26 protein-coding genes and 1 pseudogene are annotated in these 25,029 nt (G+C 71.6%); 15 read left to right on the top strand and 12 right to left on the bottom strand.

Annotation, left to right across the window (positions count from 1 at the left end; translation table 11 throughout):
- Positions 1-288: 288 nt before the first annotated feature.
- The 4 genes from BUE30_RS07760 to coaBC all read right to left on the bottom strand — a co-directional run bounded on the left by BUE30_RS07760 (position 289) and on the right by coaBC (position 3,607).
- The gene (locus BUE30_RS07760) at positions 289-795 is read right to left on the bottom strand and encodes a GNAT family N-acetyltransferase (protein WP_073327989.1); all 507 of its coding nucleotides are present in this window, start codon (positions 793-795) and stop codon (positions 289-291) included.
- Positions 792-1,874 carry a HesA/MoeB/ThiF family protein gene (locus tag BUE30_RS07755; RefSeq protein WP_073327986.1) on the bottom strand — a complete coding sequence of 361 codons (1,083 nt, stop codon included), beginning with the start codon at positions 1,872-1,874 and terminating at the stop codon, positions 792-794. The genes BUE30_RS07760 and BUE30_RS07755 overlap by 4 nt, the downstream gene beginning before the upstream one ends.
- The gene (dut, locus tag BUE30_RS07750; protein WP_073327983.1) at positions 1,871-2,326 is read right to left on the bottom strand and encodes a dUTP diphosphatase; all 456 of its coding nucleotides are present in this window, start codon (positions 2,324-2,326) and stop codon (positions 1,871-1,873) included. Before dut ends, BUE30_RS07755 begins: the two co-directional genes overlap by 4 nt.
- Positions 2,327-2,413: 87 nt before the next feature.
- Positions 2,414-3,607 carry a bifunctional phosphopantothenoylcysteine decarboxylase/phosphopantothenate--cysteine ligase CoaBC gene (gene coaBC / locus BUE30_RS07745; RefSeq protein ID WP_073327980.1) on the bottom strand — a complete coding sequence of 398 codons (1,194 nt, stop codon included), beginning with the start codon at positions 3,605-3,607 and terminating at the stop codon, positions 2,414-2,416.
- 154 nt (positions 3,608-3,761) lie between these two features.
- On the opposite strand from coaBC, the pseudogene BUE30_RS07740 reads away from it, so the two are divergent.
- The 3 genes and pseudogenes from BUE30_RS07740 to mutL all read left to right on the top strand — a co-directional run.
- Positions 3,762-5,099 (top strand): annotated as a pseudogene (locus BUE30_RS07740) (M16 family metallopeptidase); the annotation flags it as partial.
- Positions 5,100-5,372: 273 nt separating this feature from the next.
- Positions 5,373-6,683, top strand: coding sequence for a M16 family metallopeptidase (locus BUE30_RS07735; RefSeq protein ID WP_073327977.1), 1,311 nt, complete (start codon positions 5,373-5,375; stop codon positions 6,681-6,683).
- Between the two features lie 63 nt (positions 6,684-6,746).
- Positions 6,747-8,711 carry a DNA mismatch repair endonuclease MutL gene (gene mutL, locus BUE30_RS07730; protein WP_073327975.1) on the top strand — a complete coding sequence of 655 codons (1,965 nt, stop codon included), beginning with the start codon at positions 6,747-6,749 and terminating at the stop codon, positions 8,709-8,711.
- A gap of 77 nt (positions 8,712-8,788) precedes the next feature.
- Here the strand turns inward: mutL and phbB are convergent, their stop codons facing one another.
- From phbB to BUE30_RS07710, 4 genes are all read right to left on the bottom strand, one after another.
- Positions 8,789-9,514 carry an acetoacetyl-CoA reductase gene (gene phbB, locus BUE30_RS07725; RefSeq protein ID WP_073327972.1) on the bottom strand — a complete coding sequence of 242 codons (726 nt, stop codon included), beginning with the start codon at positions 9,512-9,514 and terminating at the stop codon, positions 8,789-8,791.
- A gap of 13 nt (positions 9,515-9,527) precedes the next feature.
- Complete coding sequence (locus tag BUE30_RS07720) at positions 9,528-10,364, bottom strand: patatin-like phospholipase family protein (protein ID WP_073327969.1); 837 nt, start codon at positions 10,362-10,364, stop codon at positions 9,528-9,530.
- A gap of 44 nt (positions 10,365-10,408) precedes the next feature.
- Positions 10,409-11,584, bottom strand: a complete 1,176-nt coding sequence (locus BUE30_RS07715; RefSeq protein ID WP_073327966.1) for an acetyl-CoA C-acetyltransferase — start codon at positions 11,582-11,584, stop codon at positions 10,409-10,411.
- A gap of 120 nt (positions 11,585-11,704) precedes the next feature.
- Positions 11,705-12,574 (bottom strand): EAL domain-containing protein, encoded by an 870-nt coding sequence (locus BUE30_RS07710; protein WP_244526304.1) that lies wholly within the window; start codon positions 12,572-12,574, stop codon positions 11,705-11,707.
- Between the two features lie 126 nt (positions 12,575-12,700).
- On the opposite strand from BUE30_RS07710, the gene BUE30_RS07705 reads away from it, so the two are divergent.
- Positions 12,701-13,264, top strand: a complete 564-nt coding sequence (locus BUE30_RS07705) for a DNA-3-methyladenine glycosylase I (protein ID WP_073327962.1) — start codon at positions 12,701-12,703, stop codon at positions 13,262-13,264.
- A gap of 57 nt (positions 13,265-13,321) precedes the next feature.
- Here BUE30_RS07705 and BUE30_RS07700 read toward each other — a convergent pair whose 3' ends face one another.
- From BUE30_RS07700 to pgsA, 3 genes are read right to left on the bottom strand one after another with little or no spacing between them, the layout of a single operon-like run.
- On the bottom strand, positions 13,322-13,762 hold the full coding sequence (locus BUE30_RS07700) for a molybdenum cofactor biosynthesis protein MoaE (protein ID WP_073327959.1): 441 nt from the start codon (positions 13,760-13,762) through the stop codon (positions 13,322-13,324).
- A 1-nt stretch (position 13,763) separates the two neighbouring features.
- The gene (gene moaD, locus BUE30_RS07695) at positions 13,764-14,012 is read right to left on the bottom strand and encodes a molybdopterin converting factor subunit 1 (RefSeq protein WP_073327956.1); all 249 of its coding nucleotides are present in this window, start codon (positions 14,010-14,012) and stop codon (positions 13,764-13,766) included.
- Positions 14,009-14,629, bottom strand: a complete 621-nt coding sequence (gene pgsA, locus BUE30_RS07690) for a CDP-diacylglycerol--glycerol-3-phosphate 3-phosphatidyltransferase (RefSeq protein WP_073327953.1) — start codon at positions 14,627-14,629, stop codon at positions 14,009-14,011. Before pgsA ends, moaD begins: the two co-directional genes overlap by 4 nt.
- A gap of 238 nt (positions 14,630-14,867) precedes the next feature.
- Here pgsA and BUE30_RS07685 point away from each other — a divergent pair, with 238 nt between their 5' ends.
- The 11 genes from BUE30_RS07685 to uvrC all read left to right on the top strand — a co-directional run bounded on the left by BUE30_RS07685 (position 14,868) and on the right by uvrC (position 24,385).
- Positions 14,868-15,386, top strand: a complete 519-nt coding sequence (locus BUE30_RS07685; RefSeq protein ID WP_073327950.1) for a GAF domain-containing protein — start codon at positions 14,868-14,870, stop codon at positions 15,384-15,386.
- Positions 15,387-15,477: 91 nt separating this feature from the next.
- A complete protein-coding gene (gene rarD / locus BUE30_RS07680) occupies positions 15,478-16,407 on the top strand; it encodes an EamA family transporter RarD (RefSeq protein WP_073327946.1) in 930 nt (309 codons plus the stop codon).
- Positions 16,404-17,057, top strand: a complete 654-nt coding sequence (locus BUE30_RS07675) for a pseudouridine synthase (RefSeq protein ID WP_073330137.1) — start codon at positions 16,404-16,406, stop codon at positions 17,055-17,057. The genes rarD and BUE30_RS07675 overlap by 4 nt, the downstream gene beginning before the upstream one ends.
- Positions 17,058-17,216: 159 nt before the next feature.
- Positions 17,217-18,170, top strand: a complete 954-nt coding sequence (locus BUE30_RS07670; RefSeq protein WP_073327943.1) for an ABC transporter ATP-binding protein — start codon at positions 17,217-17,219, stop codon at positions 18,168-18,170.
- Complete coding sequence (locus BUE30_RS07665) at positions 18,167-18,928, top strand: ABC transporter permease (protein WP_073327940.1); 762 nt, start codon at positions 18,167-18,169, stop codon at positions 18,926-18,928. Before BUE30_RS07670 ends, BUE30_RS07665 begins: the two co-directional genes overlap by 4 nt.
- 13 nt (positions 18,929-18,941) lie before the next feature.
- Positions 18,942-19,397, top strand: coding sequence for an RbsD/FucU family protein (locus tag BUE30_RS07660; protein ID WP_073327937.1), 456 nt, complete (start codon positions 18,942-18,944; stop codon positions 19,395-19,397).
- 38 nt (positions 19,398-19,435) lie between these two features.
- Complete coding sequence (locus BUE30_RS07655) at positions 19,436-20,245, top strand: S49 family peptidase (RefSeq protein WP_073330134.1); 810 nt, start codon at positions 19,436-19,438, stop codon at positions 20,243-20,245.
- Position 20,246: 1 nt separating this feature from the next.
- The gene (locus BUE30_RS07650; RefSeq protein ID WP_073327934.1) at positions 20,247-20,426 is read left to right on the top strand and encodes a hypothetical protein; all 180 of its coding nucleotides are present in this window, start codon (positions 20,247-20,249) and stop codon (positions 20,424-20,426) included.
- Complete coding sequence (locus BUE30_RS07645; protein WP_073327931.1) at positions 20,423-21,394, top strand: calcium/sodium antiporter; 972 nt, start codon at positions 20,423-20,425, stop codon at positions 21,392-21,394. Before BUE30_RS07650 ends, BUE30_RS07645 begins: the two co-directional genes overlap by 4 nt.
- Positions 21,395-21,404: 10 nt before the next feature.
- Positions 21,405-22,190, top strand: a complete 786-nt coding sequence (locus tag BUE30_RS07640; RefSeq protein WP_342068326.1) for an SDR family oxidoreductase — start codon at positions 21,405-21,407, stop codon at positions 22,188-22,190.
- 287 nt (positions 22,191-22,477) lie between these two features.
- The gene (gene uvrC, locus BUE30_RS07635; RefSeq protein WP_073327925.1) at positions 22,478-24,385 is read left to right on the top strand and encodes an excinuclease ABC subunit UvrC; all 1,908 of its coding nucleotides are present in this window, start codon (positions 22,478-22,480) and stop codon (positions 24,383-24,385) included.
- A 256-nt stretch (positions 24,386-24,641) separates the two neighbouring features.
- On the opposite strand, the gene BUE30_RS07630 is transcribed toward uvrC, so the two are convergent.
- The gene (locus BUE30_RS07630) at positions 24,642-25,028 is read right to left on the bottom strand and encodes a VOC family protein (RefSeq protein ID WP_073327922.1); all 387 of its coding nucleotides are present in this window, start codon (positions 25,026-25,028) and stop codon (positions 24,642-24,644) included.
- Position 25,029: the final 1 nt, after the last annotated feature.

Below are 25,029 nucleotides of genomic sequence, written 5' to 3'. Positions count from 1 at the left end.
CCGTGGCGCGCGAAGCGGCACAGGGTGGATGTCCGGCGGGCCTGCTGACGGTCCCCTTTTCGGACTCCCTGCCCAGGCAGGAAGGTGGGCGGGGGGCGCCTCGAGAGTGGACAGCAGCGACCCGGACCCCGGCGCATCGTCGCGGAAGCGTCTTCGTCCGCCGCGCCGCCGACGGCGCGGCCCCGGGTTCGACGCCGCGAGGAAACACGGCGCGGCGCGCCCGCTCCATCGGGGCCCTGCACCATCGGGGCGCTGGAGCCGCCCCGAGCTCGTCCGACCGGTGTCGGGTCAGATCGCCCGTTCGAAATGGACCAGCCGCCCCTCCCAGCCCGCCGGCACCGGACCCCAGGGTCCGCGCTCGACAAAGCCGCAGGCCCGGTAGAGCGCCTGCGCCTCGCAATGCAGCGGGCCGGTATCGAGCCGCATCCGCCGGTAGCCCGCCCTCCGCGCAGCCCCGATCGCGGCGGCGATGAGCGCCCGGCCGATCCCCCGCCCCCGGGCGCCCGGGGTCACGAACATCCGCTTCAGTTCCGCGATCCCGGCCGCGCCGGGGCCGAACATGCAGCAGCCGACTGGCGCGCCCTCGCCATCCCTCGCCAGCAGGATGTCCCCGCCGGGCGGGGCGTGGAGCCGGGGCAGGTCGGAGAGCAGGGCGGCGTAGCCCTCGCGCGGGTAATAGGCCGCGATCAGCGCAAGGTCGTCCGGGTAGCGCGCGTCCAGCCAGTCGCGGAACTCCCCCAGCAGCGCCCGCACCGCCGCGTGATCCGCCTCCGACCGGGCCGGGCCGACCCTCATGCCCGGCGCGGCGGGCGATCAGCGCCCCGCCCCCCGCAATCGGGGCAATCGGCGCGGGCGCCGATCCGCATCACCCGCGTCTCGGCGTAGAGCGCGTCGTGGATCATCAGCCGCCCCCGCAGGGGCTCTCCCGCCTCGACCAGGACCTTGACCGCCTCGGCCGCCATCATCGCGCCGACGATGCCGGGGAGCGGGCCCAGCACCCCCGCCTCCGCGCAGGACGGGACGAGCCCCGGGTCCGGGGCCCGGGGAAAGACGCAGCGATAGCAGGGCCCGCCCCGCGCGGGATCCCAGAGCGACAGCTGCCCCTCCCATTGGGTGAGCGCGCCGGCGATCAACGGCACGCCCGCCGCGACGCAGGCGCGGTTCACCCGGTAGCGCGTCTCGAAATTGTCCGTCCCGTCGAGGACGAGGTCGTACTCCGCGATCAGCTCCTCCGCGATCTCCTCCGAAAGGGCCCGATGATAGGGGCGGACCGTTACGAAAGGATTGAGGGCCGTCATCCGCTCGGCGGCGGAAAAGACCTTTGGCGCGCCGATCGCGGCGTCGACATGGATCACCTGCCGCTGCAGGTTGGTCGCGTCGACGGCATCCGGGTCGATCACCCCGATCGTCCCCACCCCCGCCCCGGCAAGATAGAGCAGCGCCGGCGAGCCCAGCCCCCCCGCGCCGACGACCAGAACCTTCGCCGCCTTCAGCCGCGCCTGGCCCGGCCCGCCGATCTCCCGCAGGACGATGTGCCGGAGCGACCGCTCCAGCTCGGCCGCCCCCAGCCGGCCGGGCGGGGCCTCCGCCGCCTCCCGGACCGGGGCCCGGGCGCCGGCTCCGGCCCGGGCCCGCAGCAGCCGCAGCCCCTGCGCGTAGAGCCAGCCGATCCCCCCCGCCGCCGCCAGCCCGATCCAGAGCGCGGCCGATCCGCCCGTCGCGGCGCGCAGCGGGTGCCCGTCCGGCAGGACCAGATGCAGCGCGATCACCGCGACCAGCAGCAGGCCGGTCATCGTCCAGCGGGCCCGGCGCGGGGCCCCGGTCATCGCCCCGATCCCCCAGAGCGCCGCGATCATCACCCCGACGAGGATCATCCCGCGATCCCGGTCGAGCCGAAGCCGCCCGCCCCCCTTGCGGTCCCCTCGGGCACGCCCTCGACGAAGCCGGCCCGGACCACCGGCGCGATCACCGCCTGCGCGATGCGGTCGCCATGCGCGATCCCGACCGGATCCGCCCCGAGGTTCACGAGGATCACCATGACCTCCCCCCGGAAATCTGAATCGACCGTCCCGGGCGCGTTCGCCACGGTCAGGCCCTGCCGCAGGGCGAGGCCCGAGCGCGGCCGCACCTGCATCTCGAAGCCCGGCTCCAGCGCCATCCGCAGGCCGGTCGGCACCGCCGCACGCGCCCCCGGCGCCAGCACGATCCGGCCCCGGTCCGGCAGGTTCGCCCGCAGGTCCGCCCCCGCCGCCCCCGCCGTGGCATAGGCCGGCAGGCCCAGCGACGCGTCGGCCCCCTGCACGAACTCGCAGATCACGCGCGACATGGCCCGCCCCTTATCTTGCCTGAAATACTCCGGAGACCGGCCCGCCATCCGCCGCGCCGACCGGGCGGGGGCGGCATTCCGCAGGGCTCAGGCAAGGGCGGCGGCGATCCGCGCCGCGAGACGTTCGGCCACGTCCGCCTTGCCCATCCGCGGCCAGGGCTCGGCCCCCTCCCCGGTGATCAGCGTCACCGCGTTCTCGGTCCCGCCCATGATTCCCGTCGCCGGCGAGACGTCGTTGGCCAGGATCCAGTCGCAGCCCTTGCGGACCCGCTTGGCCGTCGCATGCGCCACCACGTCATGCGTCTCGGCGGCGAAGCCGACGACCAGTCGCGGCCGCCCCTCCCCCATCCCGGCGACACCCGCCAGGATGTCGGGATTCTCGGCGAAGTCGAGCCGGGGCGGGCCGCCCGCCCCCTTCTTGATCTTCCGGTCGGAAGCCGAGGCGACCCGCCAGTCCGCCACCGCGGCGGCGAAGATCGCGGCATCGGCCGGCAGTGCCCGGCGCACCGCCGCCTCCATCTCGCGCGCGGTCTCGACGCGGACCACCTCCACCCCGCCGGGCGGGGGCGTGTCGGCGGGCCCGGTGACGAAGACGACCTCGGCCCCCGCCTGCGCCAGCGCCCGCGCGATCGCCGTGCCCTGCGCCCCGGAGGACCGGTTGGCGATGTAGCGCACCGGGTCGATCGGCTCGTGCGTCGGGCCGGAGGTGACGAGCACGCGCCGCCCCGCCAGCGGTCCGCCGCCCAGCGCGGCGTCCACGGCGGCGACGATCTCCAGCGGTTCGGCCATCCGGCCGGGCCCGTATTCGCCGCAGGCCATGCCGCCCTCGTTCGGGCCGACCACGCGCACGCCATCGGCGCGAAGGGTGGCGAGGTTGCGCTGCGTCGCCGCATGCTCCCACATGCGGACATTCATCGCGGGGGCGATCAGCACGTCCTTGTCGGTCGCGAGAAGCAGGGTCGAGGCGAGGTCGTCGCTCATCCCCGCCGCCATCTTCGCCATGAGGTTTGCGGTGGCCGGGGCGACGACGATCAGGTCGGCCGCACGGCTGAGCTCGATATGGCCCATCTCGGCCTCGTCCGTCAGGTCGAAGAGATCGGTGAAGACCTTTCGCCCCGCCAGCGCCGAGACCGAGAGCGGGGTGACGAACTCCGCCCCCGCGCGCGTCAGGACCGGGGTCACCGTGCAGCCCCGCTCCGCCAGGCGGCGGATGAGATCGAGCGCCTTGTAGGCCGCGATTCCGCCGCCGATCACGAGAAGGACGTGTTTGCCGTCGAGCATGGGAGGACCCTTTCCGAGCGGCCTGCACCCTAGGCCGGAGAGGCGCGCCCGGCAACGCCCTCACCCCGCTCTCACATCGGCGTTCCCCCGCCTAGGCGGGGCGCGCCACGGGGGGTAGGGTCGCCGCGACCAAGGGATACGGGAGGTTCCGCCCATGCCGCTCCGACAGCTCTGCCTCGCCTGCGCCTTTGCCGGGGCCGGGGCCGCCCCCCTCGCCGCGCAGGGGACGGGGGACGACGATGTCACAACCTTCACCCTGGACAACGGGATGGAGGTGGTGGTGATCGAGGATCATCGCGCCCCGGTCGTCGTCCATATGGTCTGGTACCGCACCGGATCGGCCGACGAACCCCCCGGCGTCTCGGGCGTGGCCCATTTCCTCGAGCATCTCCTGTTCAAGGCGACCGACGACATGGAGGCGGGCGAGTTCTCGGCCACCGTCGCCGCGAACGGGGGCACCGACAACGCCTTCACCTCCTACGACTACACCGCCTACTTCCAGCGCGTCGCCGCCGACCGCCTGCCCCTGATGATGGAGATGGAGGCCGACCGGATGAACGACCTCGCCCTGACGGCCGAGGATATCGAGACCGAGCGGAACGTCATCCTCGAGGAGCGCAACCAGAGGGTCGAGAACAATGCCGGCGCGCTGGCGGGCGAGCAGATCTCCGCGGCGCAGTATCTCAACCACCGCTACGGCCAGCCGGTGATCGGCTGGCAGCACGAGATGCAGGCGCTGCAGATGGACGACGTGCTCGACTTCTACGAGCTCTACTATTCGCCGAACAACGCCGTCCTCGTCGTCGCGGGCGATGTCGATCCGGCCGAGGTCCGGCAGCTGGCGGAAGAGACCTACGGCGCGATCCCCGCCGAGGACCAGCTGCCCGAGCGGTTCCGCAGCCAGGAGCCGCCGCAGCGCGCCGAGCGGCGGGTCATCTTCGACGATCCGCGGATCAGCCAGCCCTATGTCCGGCGCGGCTATCTCGCACCCGAGCGCGATGCCGGCGCGCAGGAGGAGGCGGCGGCCCTGACGGTACTCGCACAGGTGCTGGGCGGGTCGAGCTTCACCTCCGTCCTGTCCGAGAAGCTGGTCTTCGAGCAGCCGCTCGCCCTGTTCGCGGGGGCCTGGTATTCCGGCCTCAGCCTCGACGCCACGACCTTCGGCGTCTCGGTCGCGCCGCTGCCCGGCGTCCCGCTGGCCGAGGCGGAGGCCGCGCTCGACGCCGCGCTCGCCGAATTCCTCGAAGAGGGGGTGACCGAGGACCAGCTGGAGCGGATCCGCGTCCAGCTCCGAGCATCCGAGATCTACGGCCGCGACGATGTCGAGGGGCGCGCCCGGGAATACGGCGCGGCACTGACCTCCGGTCTCACGGTAGGGGACGTGCAGGCCTGGCCAGATATCCTGGAGGCGGTGACGGCAGAGGACGTGATGACGGCCGCGCGCCGCGTCTTCGATCGCGACAACGCGGTGACCGCCTACGTCCTGCCCGATCGCGCCGCGCTGGAGGCGCCGCCGGCCATGGCCCCGACGCTCGGCCAGCCCGCCGCCCCGGCCGGGCTCGCACCCCCTGCCCGGGTTCCCGGGCCGACCCCGGCCGAGGCGCCCGACGAGGCCGGCGCCCCGGCGGAGGTCCCGGTCGACGCTGCCGGGACGATGGACACGCCCGCCACGATGGACACCCCCACGACGATGGAGGGCGACGATCCCGCCGATCCCGCGCCCGACAGCCCCGCCGACACGACCGACACGGAAGGCAACTGACCCATGCTGCGCCTTGCCCTTGCGCTCTCCCTCCTTGCCCTCGCGCCCGCCGCGCGGGCGCAGATCGCGATCCAGACCGAGACATCGCCCGGCGGCGTGCCGTTCTGGCTGGTCGAGGAGGACGCGCTTCCGTTCATCGCGCTCGAGATCTTCTGGAAGGGCGGGGCCAGCCTCGAACCCGGAGAGATCCGGGGGGCGACCAACCTGATGATGGCGACGCTGGAGGAAGGGTCCGGCGACATGGACGCGCAGGCCTTCCAGGCCGCGCGCGAGGATCTCGCCGCCTCGTTCGGCTTCGACGCCTACGACGACAGCGTCGCGGTCAGCGCCCGCGTCCTGACCGAGAACCGGGACGAGGCGCTGGACCTGCTGCGGCAGGCGATCACCGACCCGGCCTTCGCCCCCGCCGACGTGGACCGGGTGCGCGGGCAGGTCCTCGCCGGGCTGGCGCGGGACGAGGTGACGCCGAACCGGATCGCGGGCGACGCCTTCTGGTCGATGGCCTTTCCGGACCATCCCTACGGGTCGAACATGGACGGCACGGTCGAGACGGTCTCGGCGCTGACGCCGGACGACCTGCGCGCGGTCAAGGACATGGTGCTGACCCGCGAGCGGGTCTCCGTCGGGATCGTGGGCGACATCACCGCCGCGGAGGCCGGGCCGATGATCGACGCGCTGCTCGGCGGGCTGCCCGCCACCGCCCCGCCCCTGCCGGCGGCCGCCGAATATGCGCTGGAGGGCGGCGTCGAGGTCATCCCCTTCGAGACCCCGCAATCCGTGGCGATCTTCGGCCAGCCGGCCCCGTCGCGGGACGATCCCGACTTCTTCGCCGCCTACGTGCTGAACCACATCCTCGGCGGCGGATCATTCGAGAGCCGGCTGATGGACGAGGTGCGCGAGCAGCGCGGCCTGACCTACGGCATCGGGACCAACATCCTGAACCGCGACCAGGCCGACATCTGGATCGGCTCGGTCGCCAGCGCCAACGACCGCATCGCCGAGGCGATCGAGGTCACGCGCGAGGTCTGGGCCGACATCGCCGAGACCGGCGTGACGGAGGCGGAGCTCGAGGAGGCCAAGACCTACCTCACGGGGGAGTATCCGCTGCGTTTCGACGGCAACGGCCCGATCGCCGAGATCCTGGCCGGGATGCAGTACCAGGGGCTGCCCGCCAGCTACGTCACCGACCGCAATTCCTATATCGAGGCGGTGACGATGGCGGACATCCGCCGCGTCGCGGCCGAATGGCTGGATGCGGAGGCGCTGCAATTCGTCGTCGTCGGCCAGCCGGAGGGGCTGGAAGAAGCCGAGTGAATCCTGTGGAAAACCGGCGCCGCCCCCTCGCGCGAGCGGGGGCGGCCTGCTAGCCCTAGGGGCATGAACGCGCCGGACCGCAAGATAACCCCCAACGGACGGCAGATCCGCCAGCTCGACGAGGCCGCGATCAACCGCATCGCCGCCGGCGAGGTGGTCGAGCGGCCCGCCTCGGCCGTCAAGGAGCTGGTCGAGAACGCGATCGACGCCGGCGCCTCCCGGATCGAGGTGACGATCGCCGAGGGCGGCAAGCGGCTGATCCGCGTCACCGACGACGGTTGCGGGATGGATGGCGACGACCTGCCCCTCGCCCTGTCGCGCCATGCCACGTCGAAGATCGACGGGACCGACCTGCTCGACATCCATACCTTCGGCTTCCGGGGCGAGGCGCTGCCCTCGCTCGGCGCGGTGGGGCGGCTGACGATCACGACGCGCACCGCGACCGGGACCGGTGCCCGGATCGAGGTCAGCCACAGCCGCGCCGGCGCCGTCACCCCGGCCGCCGGGAATTGCGGCACCACGGTCGAGCTGCGCGACCTGTTCCACGCGACCCCCGCCCGGCTGAAGTTCCTGCGCACCGACCGGGCCGAGGCGCAGGCCGTGGCCGACGTGGTGAAGCGCCTCGCCATGGCCGAACCCTTCGTCGGCTTCACCCTGCGCGACGCGACGGACGGCGAGCGCGTGGTCTTCCGCGCCGATCCCGAGACCGGCGACCTGTTCGACGCGCTGCACGGCCGGCTGGCGGCGGTGATGGGACGCGACTTCGCCGCCAATTCCGTGCGGGTCGAGGCCGAACGCGAGGGAATCGGCCTGATCGGCTATGCCGGCCTGCCGACCTATTCGCGCGGCGCCGGCGTGGCGCAGTTCCTCTTCGTCAACGGCCGCCCGGTGCGGGACAAGCTGCTGCTGGGTGCGCTGTCGGGCGCCTATGCGGACCTGCTGCACCGGGGCCGCTACCCGGCCGCCGCGCTCTTCGTCGATTGCGACCCGCGCGAGGTGGACGTGAACGTGCACCCTGCCAAGGCCGAGGTGCGGTTCCGCGAGCCGGGGCTGGTGCGCGGCCTCGTCGTGTCGGGCGTGCGGCATGCCCTGGCCGGGGCGGGGCACCGCGCCTCCTCGACGGTGGGCGACGGGCTCCTCGGCCGTGCTGTGGCCGAGCCTGCCGGCCCCCGCATCTACCAGATGGACCTCGCCTCGCGCCCCCATCGCCCCTCGGCAGGGGCCGCGCGGGCGGCCTGGGCGGCGCAGGCCCCGGACGGGGGCGATCCGACCGGGGAGGCCGGTTCTGCTGCCGGGAGCGAGGGCGAAGTGAACGGGGCCCTCGGCACCGGATGGCCGGCAGGCCAGGCTCCCCACGCGCCGGAAGGCGGCTTGGACGACGGCCCCGCCGCCTTCGCCCCCTCCGCCCGGGTGGAGGACGCCCCAGCGGACGGCGGCGCGCAATCCCTGCCCCTCGGCGCGGCGCGGGCGCAGCTGCACGAGAACTACATCGTCGCGCAGACCGAGCGCGGCATGATCCTTGTCGACCAGCACGCGGCGCACGAGCGGCTGGTCTACGAAAAGCTCAAGCGACAGCTGCGCGAGACCGGCATCGCGGCGCAGGCCCTGCTGATCCCCGAGATCGTGGACCTGGGGGACGGCGAGGCCCGCCGCCTCCTGGACGCGGCAGAGGATCTGGCCCGGCTCGGCCTGACGATCGAGCCCTTCGGTCCCGGCACGATCGCGGTGCAGTCGGTGCCTGCCCTGCTGGGGCCGAAGGTGAATGCCGCGCGCCTTCTCGCCGATGTGGCCGACGAGCTGGCCGACCAGGGAACAAGCGCGGCCCTGCAGGAGCGGCTGGAGGCGGTCCTCTCCCGCGTGGCGTGTCACGGATCCATCCGCTCGGGCCGCCGGATGCGCGCAGAGGAGATGAACGCCCTGCTGCGCGAGATGGAGGCGACGCCCCATTCGGGGCAGTGCAATCACGGCCGGCCCACATGGGTCGAGCTGAAGCTGTCCGACATCGAGAAGCTGTTCGGCCGCCGGTAAGCCCCGACCATATCAAAAGGAGAAGGCGCATCGACCGCCATCCTGGCCGATGCGCCTTTCGATACCCCTAACAGACCTCAGGCGAGGTACTGGCCCCCGTTCGCCGTCAGGGTCGCGCCGGTGATGAAGCCGGATTCCTCCGAGGCGAGAAACACGACGCAGCGCGCGATCTCCTCCGGCTCGCCCACGCGGCCGACGGGGATCGCGGGCAAGATCACCTCGTTCATCACCTTCTCGGGCACGGCCTGCACCATCTCGGTGTTGATGTAGCCCGGCGCGATGACGTTGACCGTGATCCCGGCGCGGGCCCCCTCCTGCGCGAGCGCCTTGCTGAAACCGATGTCCCCGGCCTTCGCCGCCGAATAGTTGGCCTGCCCGAACTGGCCCTTCTGCCCGTTGATCGAGGAGATGGAGATCACCCGTCCGAACTTGCGCTCGCGCATTCCGCCCCAGACGTTGTGCGTCATGTTGAAGAGGCCGGTGAGGTTCGTGCCGATCACCGCGTTCCAATGGTCGGGCGTCATCCTGTGGAAGGGCGCGTCGCGGGTGATGCCGGCATTGTTTACCAGCACCTCCACCGGGCCGCACTCGGCCTCGACCCGGGCGATCCCGGCCTTGCAGGCCTCGTAATCCGCCACGTCCCACCTGTAGGTGCGGATCCCGGTCTCGTCGGTGAAGGCCTTCGCCTTCTCCTCGTTGCCGGCATAGGTCGCGGCGACGGTATAGCCCGCCTCCTTCAGCGCCTTGCTGATGGCGGCGCCGATACCGCGGCTGCCCCCCGTGACGAGTGCGGTTCTGGCCATGATCTGTCCTCCCTTAATATCCGTTTTCCTTGAGGAACCGCCGTCCGTCCTCCTCGCCGGCGGCCCAGGTATCCCGCAGCTTCTGCGGATCGGTGAAATCGATCTTGTCGGCCGGGGTCTCCTCCCCGGGTTCGACGTAGAGCCGGCCGCTGGCCGGCTCCAGCCCGTCATAGATCCGGGTCAGCATCACCAGCGTATGCCCCTCGTCCGGGTCGGGCATCGGGGCCTGATCGGCCATGCCGCCGTCGATCACCGGCTTGCCGCCCCATTCGGGCGGCTCGAAGACCGGCGGGATGGTCGCGGCCGCGCAGACGAGGTCGAGCAGCTCGCCCCGCCGCGCGGCCGCGTTCGCATCCACGAGCGTCGAGCTGATCCCGATTCGCTCCGCCCACGAGAAATGCGGCGAACCGACCAGATGCAGTTCCGCCTCGTAGGCCAGGGCGGCGGCGCTGCCGGACCAGGTCGGGGCCATGGTCGACGGCGGGTGACCGATCAGGATCTGCGCGGGCCGTCCCTCGGCGACGACGCGCTGGCAATCGGCGTCGATCACCTCGGCGATGGCCTCGCGATACATCCGCTGATGGGGCGTGAGCCCGTCCTCGCCGGGCGTGTCCCAGGCGATGTTGCTGCCGCGATCCGCGAACCGGTCGCAGAGCACGTCCCGCACCTCGGGGCCCCGCCGCGTCATGAATCCCACCAGCGTCATGGACCCCCCGGACACCCCGGCGAGCCGCGCGGGATCGAGCCCGATCTCGTCCCTCACCGCATCGAGGAAGCCTCCCTGCCACATGCAGCGAAGGCCACCGCCCGAGAAGACGAGCTGATCGAAGGGAGGCAGTCGGGCCGTCATCGTCCGCCGCCGCGCGGGGGCCGGCCCCGCGCGGCGCTGGTCCGTCAGGGCCGCTCGACGCACATGGCGACGCCCATGCCGCCACCGATGCAGAGCGTGGCGAGGCCCCTCTTCGCGCCGCGCCGCTTCATCTCGAAGAGCAGCGTGTTGAAGACGCGGGCCCCGGATGCGCCGATCGGATGGCCGATGGCGATGGCCCCGCCGTTCACGTTCACGATCTCGGGGTTCCAGCCCATGTCCTTGTTCACGGCGCAGGCCTGCGCGGCAAACGCCTCGTTCGCCTCGACGAGGTCGAGATCCTCGGGCTTCCAGCCGGCCTTCTCCAGCGCCTTGCGGCTGGCGTGGATCGGACCGACGCCCATGATCGCCGGGTCGAGCCCGGCCGTGGCGTAGGAGACGATGCGGGCCATCGGCTCGATCCCGCGCCGCTCGGCGTTCTCGGCGCTCATCAGCAGCACGCCCGCGGCGCCGTCATTGATGCCGCTCGCGTTCGCGGCCGTGACCGAGCCGTCCTTGGTGAAGGCGGGGCGCAGCTTCTGCATCCCCTCGATCGTGGCGCCGTGGCGGATGTACTCGTCCTTGTCGACGACGACGTCGCCCTTGCGGCTCTTGACCGTGAAGGGGATCACCTCGTCGTCGAACCTGCCGGCCTTCTGCGCGGCCTCGGCCTTGTTCTGGCTGGCGAGGGCGAACTCGTCCTGCTGCTCGCGGCTGATCTGCCACTTCTCGGCGACGTTCTCGGCCGTCTGGCCCATGTGATAGCCGTTGAACGCGTCCCAGAGGCCGTCCTTGATCATCGTGTCGATGTACTTGACGTCGCCCATCTTGTGGCCCTGACGCAGGTTCTGCGCATGGGGCGACATCGACATGTTCTCCTGTCCGCCGGCACAGATGATGTCAGCGTCGCCAAGCTGGATGTGCTGCGCGCCCAGCGCGATGGCCCGCAGGCCCGAGCCGCAGACCTGGTTGATGCCCCAGGCGGCGCTCTCCTGCGGCAGGCCGGCATTGATATGGGCCTGGCGCGCAGGGTTCTGGCCCTGCGCGGCGGTCAGGACCTGGCCTAGGATCGTCTCGGACACCTCGCCCTTCTCGATCCCCGCGCGCGCCACCAGCGCCTCGAGCACCGCGGCGCCGAGATCGTGGGCGGGGGTGGCGGCGAAGCTGCCGTTGAAGCTGCCGACGGCCGTGCGCGCGGCCGATGCGATGACGACGTTCGTCATGGAAGTGTCCTCCTGCTGCCGCCCTCCCCTCCTGGCGGGCGGGGAGTCGGATGGCGTCCTTGCGAGGTAACGTAGGAGGGGCGGCGCGGGCGATCAAACCGTTTCCGGCGCCGCGCTCTCTCAGCGACGCGGCGCCTGCGATGGGGACGCGCCCCGGCCGGGCGAGGGGGCCAGCCGGGGCACGCCGATATGGAAGCCCTGCAGGCAGTCGGCGCCCATCGCGGCGAAGAGGTCGGCGGTGCCGGCATCCTCGATTCCCTGGGCCACGCTCAGCATGTCGAACTGCCGGGCGATGGAGATCAGCGCCGCGACGATCACCTGGTCGTCGGGGCTGGCGGTCAGGCCAGGGGCGAGCCGGCGGTCGATCTTCACCAGGTCGAAGAAGAAATCCCGCATGTGGGTCAGCGCGATCGGCCCCGCCCCGAAATCGTCGAGGGCGAAGGCGATCCCGCGCGGCTGCATCTCGGCCATGAACCCGGCGGTGATCTCGGGCAGGAGCATGGCGGAGGCCTCGGTCATCTCGAGGATGAGCCGCTCGCCCAGGTGCGAGCCGGGACCGACCCGGCTGTCGAGGACGCGGCGCCAGGCGCCGTCGGCGATCGACCGGGCCGACATGTTGACCGACAGGCGCAGGTCCGGCCGCGCGGCGAGCAGGTCGAGCGCGGCGCCCAGCGTCGCCGCGTCGATCCGGCGGCCCAGCGCGCCGTCGCCGACGACGGGGAGGAAGGCGGCGGCCGGCAGCACCCGCCCCCCGGCATCCAGCATCCGGACCAGCACCTCCTGGAAGGCGGGCCGCCGGTCGGCCGCGCCGACCACCGGCTGCAGCGCCAGCCGCAGCCGCCCGGCGGAGAGCGCCTCGGCCACCAGCGCCTCGATGTCGCGGTCGCGGCTGTCGAGCGCGGCCGAGAACGGATCCGCGGCCGGCCCGGACCGGACCGGGCGGGGGGACATCCCGCCGCCCTCCGGCTGCATCTGCTGGATCCGGCCCATCGCACGCCCCACCCCCCGGCGCGAGATCGCCGGTCCCCCGCATTCTGCCCGCGAGCCGCCTAAGGTTGTCTGAACAGCGAAAATTGCGGACATTCCGCGCCGCGCGACCCGCCCGGGAGGACCGCCATGACCCATCGCTGCGCCTGGTGCGGGGCCGATCCGCTCTACGTCGCCTATCACGACACCGAATGGGGCGTGCCCGAACGCGACCCCCGCGCGCTGTGGGAGAAGCTGGTGCTCGACGGGTTCCAGGCGGGCCTGTCCTGGATCACCATCCTGCGCAAGCGCGAGGCCTTCCGCGCCGCCTTCGCCGGGTTCGATCCGCGCCGCGTCGCCGGCTGGGGCGAGGACGAGGTCGCCCGGCTGCTGGCCGATCCCGGCATCGTCCGGCATCGCGGCAAGATCGAGGCGGCGATCGACGGCGCCCGCGCCTGGTGCCGGATCGAGGACGAGGAGGGCGGCTTCACGCCCCTCGTCTGGTCCTTCACCGGCGGCGCGGTGCGGCAGAACGCCTGGCCCTCGATGGCCGAGGTGCCGACCGAGACGGAGGAGAGCCGGGCGATGTCCAGGGCGCTGAAGGCGCGGGGATTCCGCTTCGTCGGGCCGACGATCTGCTATGCCTTCATGCAGGCGACGGGAATCGTGAACGACCACGTCGTGCCCTGCTTCCGGCACGCGGAGCTCTGCTGACCCCAGCGGCGGGGACGGAGAGGGGGCGAGGCCGCCGGCGACGGCGTTTCGCGGGCGCTACCAGCGCGAGAGCGCGTCCTCGTCCGCGTCCTTCGCCGCGACCCAGGCCGCTCCGTCCGCCGTCACCTCCTTTTTCCAGAAGGGGGCGCGGGACTTGAGGTAGTCCATCAGGAACTCCGCCCCGGCGAAGGCATCCGCCCGGTGCGGCGCAGCGGTCAGGACCATCATGATGACCTCGCCGGGGGCGAGAGACCCGTGACGGTGGATCACGCGCGCGCCGGTCAGCGAGAACCGCGTCGCCGCCTCGTCCCGGATCGCCGCGATCGCCGATTCGGTCATCCCGGGATAATGCTCGATCTCCATCCGGAGCAGGCCGCCCGCCACGTCGCGGACCACGCCGGTGAAGCTGACCACCGCGCCGCCGCCCCCCGCGTCGAAGGCGGCGAGCTCGGCGCCGGGATCGAACGTCTCCGCCTGAACGCGGACGTCGCGGACCATCTCAGCCGCCCGTCATCGGGGGAAAGAACGCGACCTCGCGCACGCCGTCCAGCGGCGCGTCCCACTCCGCCAGCTCCTGGTCGAGGGCGACCTTGAGGGCGGACGTGTCGGCGAAGGCGGCCTCGTAGCGCGCCTCGCGGGCGCGCAGCTCGTCCACCAGCGCGGAAACGGTCGGGGCCGACGTTTCCACCCGCTCGCGCGGCAGGCCGATCCGCTCGCGCACCCAGGCGAAGTAGAGCACGTCGATCATGAGGGGTCCCTCAGATGGGGCAGCGCCTTGCGGAAGTAGTCCCACCCGGTGATCAGGGTCAGCGCCGCCGCGACCCACAGAAGCATCACGCCGAAGAACGTGACCCAGCCGGCCGGCCCTTCCGACAGCCGGGCAAGGCCGCTGCTCTCGGGTCCGCCCGCGTGGTTGAGGTAGTCGAGGCCCGTCCCCCAGAAGAGGATGCCGATCGACACCATCTGCGCCGTCGTCTTCCACTTGGCCAGCTTCGTCACCTTCAGCGTGCCGGCGGTCGCGCCGAGGAATTCGCGCAGGCCCGAGACGAAGGTCTCGCGGAAGAAGATCAGCGTCGCCGGCAGCAGGATCCAGGGATTCATGCCCGAGAACCCCGTGATGACGAGCAGTGCGATCAAGACCATCGCCTTGTCCGCGATCGGGTCGAGCATGGCGCCGAACCGGCTCTCCTGCTTCCACAGCCGGGCGAGATAGCCGTCGAACCAGTCGGTGATCGCCGCGCCGATGAACAGCGTCAGCGCCAGCCAGTCCGCCCAGGGGCGGTTGAAGTACAGGAACATGATCGCCACGCCGGGCGCGGCGAGCAGTCTCAGCACGGTCAGGATGTTCGGCACGGTCCAGGTCATCGGGCCTGATGTAGGACGGCGCGGCGGCCAGTGCCAGCCGCGACTGCCCGGCGATGCCCCGTGGCGGCCCCGGCGGCGCCGCGCCGGTGACCCCGTCCGCCGGCCGGACGGGCGCGAAACGGTCCGTCACCGACCGGACGGCGCCGAGGGGCGACGGGGCGCAAGGAGCCGCCCGGCGCCCCTTGCCTTCGCCGGCGCCCGGGGCGAGGGATCGGACGAACCGGAGAAGGGGCAGAGGATGAGCGCGACGGACACGAAGGAATCCGGCAGCCGGGTGGACTATGCCGAGCTGGCCAAGCGCATCGCCGCGCTGGCCGAGGGCGAGCGGGACGTCATCGCGCTGATGGCGACGCTCGCCTGCGAGATCCACCACGCGGATGCGCGCTTCGACTGGACCGGCTTCTACCGCGTGACCGAGCCGGGGATGCTGCGCATCGGGCCCTATCAGGGCGGTCACGGCTGCCTCTCGATCCCCTTCGACCGCGGGGTCTGCGGCGCGGCGGCGCGCACCGGCGAGGTGCAGCTCGTCGACGATGTCGACGCCTTTCCCGGCCATATCGCCTGCGCCAGCTCCACCCGGTCCGAGATCGTGCTGCCGGTCCGCGACGCCTCCGGCGCGCTGATCGCCGTGCTCGACATCGACAGCGACCGCCCGGCCGCCTTCGACGCGGCGGATGCCGAGGGGCTGTCGGCGATCCTTGCCGCGACCTTCGGCGCGCCTCCGGGTCAGGCCCCCCGCACCGGCAGGGGGGCCTGACCCCCCAGGTCGATGACGCCTCGGGACGGCCCCCCGGGGGCGAGGGGCCGCCCCCCTTGTGCCCCGGCCATGCGGGGGGCAAGGGGGGCGCATGACCGCCACCCCCTCCTCCCTCGCCGCCGCGCCGGCGGATGCCGCCCCGCCCCGCCGTCCGGCGCGGGTCGATACGGCGCGGGGGCTGCGCTTCGCCCTGGCGGCCTATGCGATGTGGGGGCTGCTGCCGCTCTACCTCAAGGCTCTGTCGCATGTCCCCGCGCTGGAGGTCGTGGCGCATCGCGGCCTGTGGTCGGTGCCGGTCGCCGCCGCGGCGGTGATCCTGGGCGGCAGGCTCGACGCGCTGCGGGCGGCCCTCACGCCGCGCCTGGTCGCGATGGCGGCGCTGACGGCGGCGCTGATCTCGGTCAACTGGTGCGTCTACGTCTGGTCGGTCTCGGCGGGGCGGACGGTGGATGCCGCGCTCGGCTACTACATCAATCCGCTCTTCTCGATGTTCCTCGGCTGGGCGCTGATGGGCGAGCGGCTGAGCCGGCGGCAGGTCGCGGCCATCGCGCTCGCCGCGCTGGCGGTGCTGGTCCTGACGGTGGAGTCGCGGACCGTGCCCTGGGTGGGACTGACCCTCGCCGCGACCTTCGGCTTCTACGGCTACTTCAAGGCCGCGCTGCCGCTGGGCGCGAGCGAGGGCTTCCTCCTCGAGGTGCTGATCCTCGCCCCCGCGGCGGCGGCGATCCTGTGGTGGACCGGGGCGACCGGCGGTGGCGCCTTCGGGGGCTCGACCCGCGACACGCTGATGCTGGCCGGATGCGGCGTCGCCACGGCGGTGCCGCTGCTCTGCTACGCGACGGGCGCGCGGGGGCTGACGCTCTCGACCATCGGGATCCTGCAATACACCGTGCCGACGGCGATCTTCGCCATCGCGGTCTTCGTCTTCGGCGAACCCTTCGGCACCGGGCGGGCCATCGCCTTTCCGCTGATCTGGGCGGCGCTCGCGCTCTACACCTCGGCGCTGTGGCGGCGGCGATGACGCTCGGCAGCGCCTACGATCCGCCGCAGGATCCGCTCGTGGTGCTGCAGGCCGATCACGAGGTGGTGCTGGTGGACAAGCCCGCCGGCCTGCTGTCGGTGCCGGGCAAGGGCGAGCACCTGGCCGATTGCCTGCTCGCCCGGGTGCAGGAGGCGTTCCCGACCGCGCTGCTGGTGCACCGGCTGGACCGGGACACGAGCGGGGTCATGGTCTTTGCGCTGACGCCGCACGCCCAGCGCCATCTCGGGCTGCAGTTCGAGAAGCGCCAGACGAAGAAGGTCTACGTCGCCCGCGTCTTCGGCGAGCTGGCGGAGCGCACCGGGACCGTGGACCTGCCGCTCGCGGTCGACTGGCCGAACCGGCCGAAGCAGCGTGTCGACCACGAGGCGGGCCGGGAGGCGATCACCGACTGGCGCGTGGTGCGGGCCCGGGACGGCGAGAGCCGGGTGCGGCTGATGCCGCGGACGGGCCGATCGCACCAGCTGCGCGTCCACATGGCCGAGATCGGGCACCCGATCCTGGGCGATCCGTTCTACGCCGAGGGAGCGGCGCGGGAGCATCCCCGGCTCATGCTCCATTCCGAGACGCTGCAGTTCCGACATCCCGATGGCGGCCAGGGCACGCGGGTCACCGCCAAGGCCCCCTTCTGAGGCGGGCGCGGGCGGGTCCGTCCGGCCGGGGTCTTCGCGATCCCTGCGAAGGGGGGGCCGCGGCACCCCGGATCGCCGCATGTCGCTTGTGCGTATTTCGGCGCTGGCCCCCGGCACCGGGCCGTCCTAGCTTCCGCTCGTCCGCGAGGGAGGAGCCCCATGACCGACATCGTCACCGTCGAGAAGCTCGTCAAACGCTACAAGGGCGGCTTCGAGGCGCTGAAGGGCGTCGACCTCGCGATCCGCGAGGGCGAGATCCTCGCCCTGCTGGGGCCGAACGGGGCCGGCAAGACGACGCTGATCTCGGCGATCTGCGGCATCACGATGCCCAGCTCCGGCTCGGTCCGGGTCGGGGGCAAGGACGTGGTGAAGGAGTATCGCGACACCCGCTCGATGATCGGGCTGGTCCCGCAGGAGGTGAATCTCGAGCTGTTCGAGACGGTCTGGAACCAGGTGCGCTTCAGCCGCGGCCTGTTCGACAAGGCCCCCGACGACGCCTTCCTCGAGGAGATGCTGAAGGGCCTGTCGCTGTGGGACAAGAAGGACAGCAAGACGATCGAGCTGTCGGGCGGGATGAAGCGCCGGGTGCTGATCGCCAAGGCGCTGAGCCACAATCCCCGCATCCTCTTCCTCGACGAGCCGACCGCCGGCGTCGATGTCGAGCTGCGCCGTGGCATGTGGGAGACCGTGGCCGAGCTGAAGCGGCAGGGCGTCACCATCATCCTGACCACCCATTACATCGAGGAGGCCGAGGCGATCGCCGACCGCATCGGCATCATCTCCGCCGGAAAGATCCTGCTGGTCGAGGAGAAGGACAGCCTGATGGCCCGCCTCAGCCAGAAGGAGCTGCGGATCGAGCTGGCCGAGCCGCTGGACCGCGTACCCGAGGCGCTGGCCGATACCGGCCTGACGCTGGCCGAGGACGGCCGGCGCTTGGTCTATTCCTACGACACGGCCGGCGGCGGGGGGACGGGGATCACCGCCCTGCTGTCGCGGCTGAAGGAGGGCGGCGTGCGGATGACCGACATCTCGACCCACCAGTCCAGCCTCGAGGAGATCTTCGTCGATCTCGTCGAGCATGACGGCGCCGACCGACAGGAGACCGCGCAATGAATTTCCTCGCCGTCGGCGTGATCTACCGCCGGGAGATGGCGCGGTTCTTCCGCACCTTCCTGCAATCGCTGCTCGCCCCCGTCATCTCGACCTCGCTCTACTTCGTCGTCTTCGGCGCCGCGATCGGCAGCCGGATCGAGGAGGTGGAGGGGGTGAGCTACGGCGCCTTCATCGTGCCGGGGCTCATCATGCTGTCGGTGATGGGGCAGGCCACGTCGAACGCGTCCTTCGGAATCTACTTTCCCAAGTTCTCGGGCACGATCTACGAATTCCTCTCGGCCCCGGTCAGCTTCCTCGAGGTCGTGCTCGGCTTCGTCGGCGGGGCGGCGACGAAGGCCTTCATCATCGGCCTCATCATCCTCGCCACGTCCTTCCTCTTCGTCGACCTGACCATCGCGCATCCGCTGGCGATGCTGGCCTTCCTCGTCCTGACCTGCGTCAGCTTCTCGCTGATGGGGTTCATCATCGGGATCTGGGCCGAGAACTTCGAGCAGCTCTCGCTCATTCCGCTGCTGATCATCACCCCGCTCGTCTTCCTCGGCGGGGCGTTCTACTCGGCCTCGATGCTGCCGCCGCTGTGGCAGACGATCACCCATTTCAACCCGGTCTTCTACCTGATCTCGGGCTTCCGCTGGGCCTTCTTCGAGCAGGCGGACGTGCCGGTCGCGGTCAGCCTCGCCGCGATCGCGGCCTTCACCGCGATCTGCCTCGCCTTCATCTGGTGGATCTTCCGCACCGGGTGGAAGATCCGGGCCTGACGGAGCTGCGGCGATGCTGAAGGGGATCGATCCGCTGCTCGATGCCGACCTGCTCTGGGCGCTGGCGGCGGCGGGTCACGGGGACGCCGTCGCGCTGGTCGATGCGAACTTTCCCGCCGAGGCGCTGGCGCGGGACAGCGTGACGGGGCGGCTCTGCCGGATCGGCACCCCTGATTCGGCAGACGCGCTGCGCGCGATCCTGTCGCTGATGCCCGTCGATACCTTCGTCGGCGATGCGGCGGTGACGATGGATCCGGTCGGCGCACCGGGCTCGATCCCGCCGGCGGTCGCGGAGATGCGGCGCGTCCTCGACAAGGCGGAGGGGCGCGCGGTCGCGGTCACGCCGGTGGACCGCTTCGCCTTCTACGCCGCGACCCGCGCCGCCTTCTGCGTGGTCCAGACCCGGGAGGAGCGGCCCTATGGCTGCATGATCCTGCGCAAGGGCGTCCTTCTCTCGGCGCCCGCCTGAACTTGTAGCCCGGCGGGGCGCGGCCTATGTCGCGGGTCATGGCCCCCTCCCGATCCCTGCTGAGCCGCCCCGCCTTTCTCGCCCGCAAGCCCGTCGTCTCGGTGATCCGCCTCCAGGGGCAGATCACGAACTCGGCGCGCGGGCTGGACGACCCGTCGATGGGCCCCGCGATCGACCGCGCCTTCGCCAAGCGGCCGGTCGCCGTCGCGCTGCAGATCAACTCGCCCGGCGGCTCGCCCGTGCAATCCTCGCTCATCGCAGCGCGGATCCGGCGGCTGGCGGATGAGAAGGGGATCCCCGTCCTCGCCTTCTGCGAGGATGTCGCCGCGTCGGGCGGATACTGGCTGGCGACGGCGGCGGACGAGATATTCGTCGATCCCGGCTCGCTGATCGGGTCGATCGGCGTCATCAACGCGGGTTTCGGGTTGCAGGGCACGCTCGAGAAGATCGGGGCCGAGCGGCGCGTGCACACCGCCGGCCGGTCCAAGAGCTTCCTCGACCCGTTCCGCCCCGAGAAGCCCGAGGATGTCGAGCGGCTCGATCGCTGGCTGACGCAGCTGCACCAGGTGTTCATCGACCATGTGAAATCCCGGCGGGGCAGCCGCCTCAAGGACGATCCCGACCTCTTCACCGGCGAGATCTGGATCGGCCGTCACGCGGTCGAGGTCGGCCTCGCCGACGGGGTCGCGCATCTGCATCCAGAGATGAAGGCCCGGTTCGGCGACAAGGTCCGCTTCCGCCGGTTCGGCCCGAAGAAGGGCCTGCTGAACCGCTTCGGCGCGCGGATCGTCTCGGACGCGATGGCCGAGATCGACGACCGCCTCGCCTTCGGCCGGTTCGGCCTCTGACATGATCGTCAAGGTCGTCCTGCTCTTCCTCGTCTTCATGGCCGTGCTCGCCATGTTCGGGCGCCTGCGCTTCCCCGGTTCGGACCGGATCGCCCGGCTGGGTGGCGGAAAGAAGTGCCGCGCCTGTGGCCGGCCCCGGATCGGCAAGGCCCCCTGTCCCTGCGGAAAGGATCGCGCATGATACTCGACTGGGCCTCGGTCGCGGCGGGGCTGGTGATCCTCGTCCTCGCGGGGGACTTCCTGGTGAAGGGGGCGGTGAACCTCGCCCTGCGGCTGGGGATCCCCGCCCTGATCGTCGGCCTGACGGTCGTCGCCTTCGGCACCTCGGCGCCCGAGCTGCTGGTCTCGGTCCAGGCCAGCCTGATCGACCAGCCGGGCATCGCGCTCGGCAACGTGGTCGGGTCCAACATCGCCAACGTCCTCCTCGTCCTGGGCATCCCGGCCCTGTTCGCCACGCTCCATACCAGCGGCGACGAGACGCGGCGCAGCTACCTGATGATGCTGGGCGCGACGCTGCTCTTCATCGTCGTGCTCTTCTTCGGGCCGCTGGACTGGATCCACGGCCTCGTCCTGCTGGCCGGTCTCGCGGCGATCTTGTGGGACAACATCCGGACCGCCCGCGCCCACCGTCGCGAGCAGCGCGCCGCGAAGGCCGCCGCCGAGGCCGACGAGCTGGCCGAAGTCGAGGGCGCGGATCCCGGCATGCCGGGCTGGAAGATCGGCCTCTACCTCGTGCTCGGCCTCGCCGGTCTGCCGCTGGGCGCGGACTTGCTGGTCGACGGCGCCGCCACCATCGCCGGCCGGTTCGGCGTGTCGGACACGGTGATCGGCCTCACGCTCGTCGCGGTCGGCACCTCGCTGCCCGAACTGGCGGCCACGACGCTCGCCGCGTTCCGGCGCGAGACCGACGTGGCCATCGGCAACGTCATCGGCTCGAACGTGTTCAACCTGCTGGCCATCATCGGGATCACCTCGCTGGTGACCCCGGTGCGCGTCCCGCCCGAGATGCTGCGGACCGACATCTGGGTGATGCTGGCCGCCGCTCTGGTCCTGATGCCCTTCGTCTGGGGGCGCAGCGTGACGCGCGCCGTCGGGCTGGTTTTCTCCGCCCTCTACGCGGCCTACGTTGCGGCCCTGATCCTGATCTGAGGGCGAGACCATGACGATGCGGCGGGCACTGGTCACGGGGGGCGGCGGCCGTCTCGGCCGGGCGATGGCGATCCATCTGGCGGAACGCGGCTTCTCGGTCGCCATCCACTATCACCGCTCCGAGCGGGGGGCGGAGGAAACCGCGGCCGCCTGCCGGGGCGAGGGGGCGGGCACGGTCCTCGTCCGGGCCGACCTCCTCGACGACGGCGAGACGGCGCGCCTCGTGCCCGAGGCGGCGGCGGCGCTGGAGGGGCCGGTCGACCTGCTGATCAATTCCGCCTCGCTCTTCGAGCCCGACAATCTGGGCGGGATCACCGGCGAGAGCTGGCACCGGGCCATGGGCACGAACCTGCGCGCGCCCGTCATGCTGACGCAGGCCTTTGCCGCGCAGTGCAAGGAGCCCGAGATCGACGAGGACGGCGAGGCGCAGGCCCGCGCCCTGGTGGTCAACATGCTCGACCAGCGGATCGAGAAGCTGACCCCGAACTACATGAGCTACACGCTCGCCAAGACCGCGCTCTGGACCTTCACGCGGACCGCGGCGCAGGCGCTGGGGCCGAAGGTGCGGGTCAATGCCATCGCGCCGGGCACCACCCTTCCGTCGGGCGGGCAGGACGAGGCGCAGTTCCGCGCGCGCCGCCGCGAGAGCATCCTGCGTCGCGGCCCCAACCCGCGCGACATCACCGCGGCGCTCGGCTATTTCATCGACGCCCCGGCCGTGACGGGCCAGGCGCTGATCATCGACGGGGGCCAGCACCTGATGTGGCAGACCCGGGACATCCCGCAGCGCGACTGACCCCGCGTCAGAGTTCTGCACCGCGCGGCGGCGCCCCCTCCTTTCGGACCAAACGGGCCCGGAAAATCAGTTGTTTACAAAGCATTCATAATTTTCAATAGCGAAAACAATGCCTTGCAAAGCTGACTAGATTTTAGGCAAACAGTCGAAGGTCCGGGTGCGCAAGGGAAAATCCCGGCTGCCCCGGTTTTCCCCACGAGGTTATCCCCAGCTTCCGTGGATTTCTTCGGCCTTGTGACCCCCCCTCGGCTATTGCAGCCGGACCCCGGAATCACGATCTGGACGCCATGCCCGAGACCCCCTCAGACCCCGGCCCCGACAGCACCCCGCAAGGCACCGCGAGCCGCCCCGCCCGGACCGGCTATGCCTGCATCAAGGGATACCTGCGCACGCTCGACGGCTCGCCCGGGGTCTACCGGATGCTCGATGCCGAGGCGCGGGTCCTCTATGTCGGCAAGGCGCGGAACCTGAAGGCGCGGGTGTCGTCCTATTCCCGCCCCAGCCCGCAGCATTCGAGCCGCATCGCGCGGATGATCCGCGAGACGGCGTCGATGATGTTCCTCACGACCCGGACCGAGACCGAGGCGCTGCTGCTGGAGCAGAACCTCATCAAGCAGCTCAAGCCGCGCTACAACGTGCTGCTGCGCGACGACAAATCCTTTCCCAACATCCTCGTCACCGGCGACCATGCCTTTCCGCAGATCAAGCTGCACCGGGGATCGAAGCGCGAGGCGGGGCAGTATTACGGCCCCTTCGCCGGAGCGGGCGCGGTGCGCCGCACGCTCAACCAGCTGCAGAAGGCGTTCTTGCTGCGCAACTGCACCGACAGCATGTTCGACAGCCGCACCCGGCCCTGCCTGCTCTACCAGATCAAGCGCTGCTCGGGCCCCTGCGTCGGCCATATCAGCGAGGCGGACTACGCCGCCTCGGTCAAGGATGCCGACCGCTTCCTCAAGGGCAAGTCCACCCAGGTGCAGGAGCATCTCGCCGTCGAGATGGAGATCGCCTCGGCCAAGATGGAATTCGAGCGCGCCGCCGCCCTGCGGGACCGGATCCGTGCGCTGACCTCGGTCCAGTCGGCGCAGGGGATCAACCCGCAGGGCGTGGCCGAGGCCGACGTGATCGCGCTCCATGTCGAGGGGGGGCAGGCCTGCGTGCAGGTCTTCTTCATCCGCGCCAACCAGAACTGGGGCAACCACGACTACTACCCCCGCCTCAACGGCGAGGAGGACGCGTCCGAGATCATGGAGGCCTTCGTCGGCCAGTTCTACTCGACCCGCGAGCCGCCGCGGCAGCTGCTGCTGTCGCACGGGCTGGACGAGCCCGACCTGATGGCCGAGGCGCTGGGCGAGAAACGCGGCGGCAAGGTGCAGATCGCGGTCCCCCAGAAGGGCGAGAAGGCCGAGCTGGTCGGCCACGCCGCCCGCAACGCGCGCGAGAGCCTCGCCCGGCGGATGAGCGAGAGCGCGGCGCAGGGCAAGCTGCTGGACGGCCTCGCCGACGCGCTGGGGCTGGACGGGCCGCCGCGCCGGATCGAGGTCTACGACAACAGCCACATCATGGGGACGAACGCGGTCGGCGCGATGATCGTGGCGGGGCCCGAGGGCTTCGAGAAGGGCCAGTACCGAAAGTTCAACATCAAGGACGACAGCCTGAACGGCGACGATTTCGGCATGATGAAGGAGGTGCTGACGCGCCGCTTCTCGCGCCTGCTGAAGGAGGATCCCGACCGCGAGAGCCCGGCCTGGCCGGACCTGCTGCTGATCGACGGCGGCGCGGGGCAGGTCTCGGCCGTCCATTCCATCCTCGCCGAGCTGGGGGTGGAGGACGTGCCGATGGTCGGGGTGGCCAAGGGCGTCGACCGCGACGCCGGCAAGGAGGAGTTCCACCGCCACGGCCAGCGCCCCTTCGCGCTGCGCCACAACGACCCCGTCCTCTATTTCGTGCAGCGCCTGCGGGACGAGGCGCACCGCTTCGCCATCGGCACCCACCGCGCCAAGCGGGCCAAGCAGGTCGGCGCGACGCCGCTGGACGACGTGCCGGGCGTGGGCGCGACGCGCAAGCGCGCGCTCCTGCAGCATTTCGGCTCGGCCAAGGCGGTGAGCCGGGCGAACCTGTCCGACCTGAAGGCGGTCGAGGGGATCAGCGAGGGGCTGGCCGAGAAGATCTACGGCTACTTCCACGAGAACGGGTAAGGGGCGGCGCGCCTCCCGCCGACCGGCGGCAGCGGTATCTTCCTTCCCTGCGAAGGGGAGATCGGCGCGCCCCGATACCGGCGACGGGCGGGGCGAGTGCCCGGGGGGCGAAGCGCCTCGCGGTCCGGCGCGGGGCCGATGCGGGACCGGCGCGGGACCGATGCGGGCCGGTTCGAGGTCGGCTCCCGGGGTCCGTCCCGCCGGGGCGCGGACGGGGCACATCCGGGCCGGGGCGGGACACCGGGGACGGTGCGCCTCAGCCCGCCTTCGCGAGTTCCCAGACGTGACCGCCGGGATCCTGCACGCTGACGGTGCGGACGCCCCAGGGCCGGTCCATCGGCCCGTTGAGCGGGACCAGCCCCCGCGCGCGCAGTTCCTCCGCCGCCGCGTCCACATCCTCCACGCCCAGCGTGTAGACCGCCCTTACGCCTCTGCCCGCAGCGGCGGGGGCGATCAGCTCTTCCACCGCGCTGTCGTGAAGGACGTTGACCAACGTGTCGCCCGCCCTGAAGACGACGGACTCGCCGTCCTCGTGGACCGGCTCCGCGCCGAGGAACGACAGGTACCACGCCCGGCTCGCCGCGAGATCGGCGGTGAAGATCGTCAGCGCCGCCGGCGTGCCGGCCCAGCTCGTGTCCCCCATC

Origin of the sequence: Wenxinia saemankumensis, from assembly GCF_900141735.1 — a bacterium.
In the GTDB taxonomy this organism is placed as follows: domain Bacteria; phylum Pseudomonadota; class Alphaproteobacteria; order Rhodobacterales; family Rhodobacteraceae; genus Wenxinia; species Wenxinia saemankumensis.
This window is presented reverse-complemented; position numbering and strand designations above follow the sequence as displayed.

What these genes read in the sequence shown, in the direction of transcription:
- BUE30_RS07760 (WP_073327989.1), bottom strand. Translation starts at nt 795, where the DNA reads ATGAGGGTCGGCCCGGCCCGGTCGGAGGCGGATCACGCGGCGGTGCGG.
- BUE30_RS07755 (WP_073327986.1), bottom strand. Translation starts at nt 1,874, where the DNA reads ATGATCCTCGTCGGGGTGATGATCGCGGCGCTCTGGGGGATCGGGGCG.
- dut (WP_073327983.1), bottom strand. Translation starts at nt 2,326, where the DNA reads ATGTCGCGCGTGATCTGCGAGTTCGTGCAGGGGGCCGACGCGTCGCTG.
- coaBC (WP_073327980.1), bottom strand. Translation starts at nt 3,607, where the DNA reads ATGCTCGACGGCAAACACGTCCTTCTCGTGATCGGCGGCGGAATCGCG.
- BUE30_RS07735 (WP_073327977.1), top strand. Translation starts at nt 5,373, where the DNA reads ATGCTGCGCCTTGCCCTTGCGCTCTCCCTCCTTGCCCTCGCGCCCGCC.
- mutL (WP_073327975.1), top strand. Translation starts at nt 6,747, where the DNA reads ATGAACGCGCCGGACCGCAAGATAACCCCCAACGGACGGCAGATCCGC.
- phbB (WP_073327972.1), bottom strand. Translation starts at nt 9,514, where the DNA reads ATGGCCAGAACCGCACTCGTCACGGGGGGCAGCCGCGGTATCGGCGCC.
- BUE30_RS07720 (WP_073327969.1), bottom strand. Translation starts at nt 10,364, where the DNA reads ATGACGGCCCGACTGCCTCCCTTCGATCAGCTCGTCTTCTCGGGCGGT.
- BUE30_RS07715 (WP_073327966.1), bottom strand. Translation starts at nt 11,584, where the DNA reads ATGACGAACGTCGTCATCGCATCGGCCGCGCGCACGGCCGTCGGCAGC.
- BUE30_RS07710 (WP_244526304.1), bottom strand. Translation starts at nt 12,574, where the DNA reads ATGGGCCGGATCCAGCAGATGCAGCCGGAGGGCGGCGGGATGTCCCCC.
- BUE30_RS07705 (WP_073327962.1), top strand. Translation starts at nt 12,701, where the DNA reads ATGACCCATCGCTGCGCCTGGTGCGGGGCCGATCCGCTCTACGTCGCC.
- BUE30_RS07700 (WP_073327959.1), bottom strand. Translation starts at nt 13,762, where the DNA reads ATGGTCCGCGACGTCCGCGTTCAGGCGGAGACGTTCGATCCCGGCGCC.
- moaD (WP_073327956.1), bottom strand. Translation starts at nt 14,012, where the DNA reads ATGATCGACGTGCTCTACTTCGCCTGGGTGCGCGAGCGGATCGGCCTG.
- pgsA (WP_073327953.1), bottom strand. Translation starts at nt 14,629, where the DNA reads ATGACCTGGACCGTGCCGAACATCCTGACCGTGCTGAGACTGCTCGCC.
- BUE30_RS07685 (WP_073327950.1), top strand. Translation starts at nt 14,868, where the DNA reads ATGAGCGCGACGGACACGAAGGAATCCGGCAGCCGGGTGGACTATGCC.
- rarD (WP_073327946.1), top strand. Translation starts at nt 15,478, where the DNA reads ATGACCGCCACCCCCTCCTCCCTCGCCGCCGCGCCGGCGGATGCCGCC.
- BUE30_RS07675 (WP_073330137.1), top strand. Translation starts at nt 16,404, where the DNA reads ATGACGCTCGGCAGCGCCTACGATCCGCCGCAGGATCCGCTCGTGGTG.
- BUE30_RS07670 (WP_073327943.1), top strand. Translation starts at nt 17,217, where the DNA reads ATGACCGACATCGTCACCGTCGAGAAGCTCGTCAAACGCTACAAGGGC.
- BUE30_RS07665 (WP_073327940.1), top strand. Translation starts at nt 18,167, where the DNA reads ATGAATTTCCTCGCCGTCGGCGTGATCTACCGCCGGGAGATGGCGCGG.
- BUE30_RS07660 (WP_073327937.1), top strand. Translation starts at nt 18,942, where the DNA reads ATGCTGAAGGGGATCGATCCGCTGCTCGATGCCGACCTGCTCTGGGCG.
- BUE30_RS07655 (WP_073330134.1), top strand. Translation starts at nt 19,436, where the DNA reads ATGGCCCCCTCCCGATCCCTGCTGAGCCGCCCCGCCTTTCTCGCCCGC.
- BUE30_RS07650 (WP_073327934.1), top strand. Translation starts at nt 20,247, where the DNA reads ATGATCGTCAAGGTCGTCCTGCTCTTCCTCGTCTTCATGGCCGTGCTC.
- BUE30_RS07645 (WP_073327931.1), top strand. Translation starts at nt 20,423, where the DNA reads ATGATACTCGACTGGGCCTCGGTCGCGGCGGGGCTGGTGATCCTCGTC.
- BUE30_RS07640 (WP_342068326.1), top strand. Translation starts at nt 21,405, where the DNA reads ATGACGATGCGGCGGGCACTGGTCACGGGGGGCGGCGGCCGTCTCGGC.
- uvrC (WP_073327925.1), top strand. Translation starts at nt 22,478, where the DNA reads ATGCCCGAGACCCCCTCAGACCCCGGCCCCGACAGCACCCCGCAAGGC.
- BUE30_RS07630 (WP_073327922.1), bottom strand. Translation starts at nt 25,028, where the DNA reads ATGGGGGACACGAGCTGGGCCGGCACGCCGGCGGCGCTGACGATCTTC.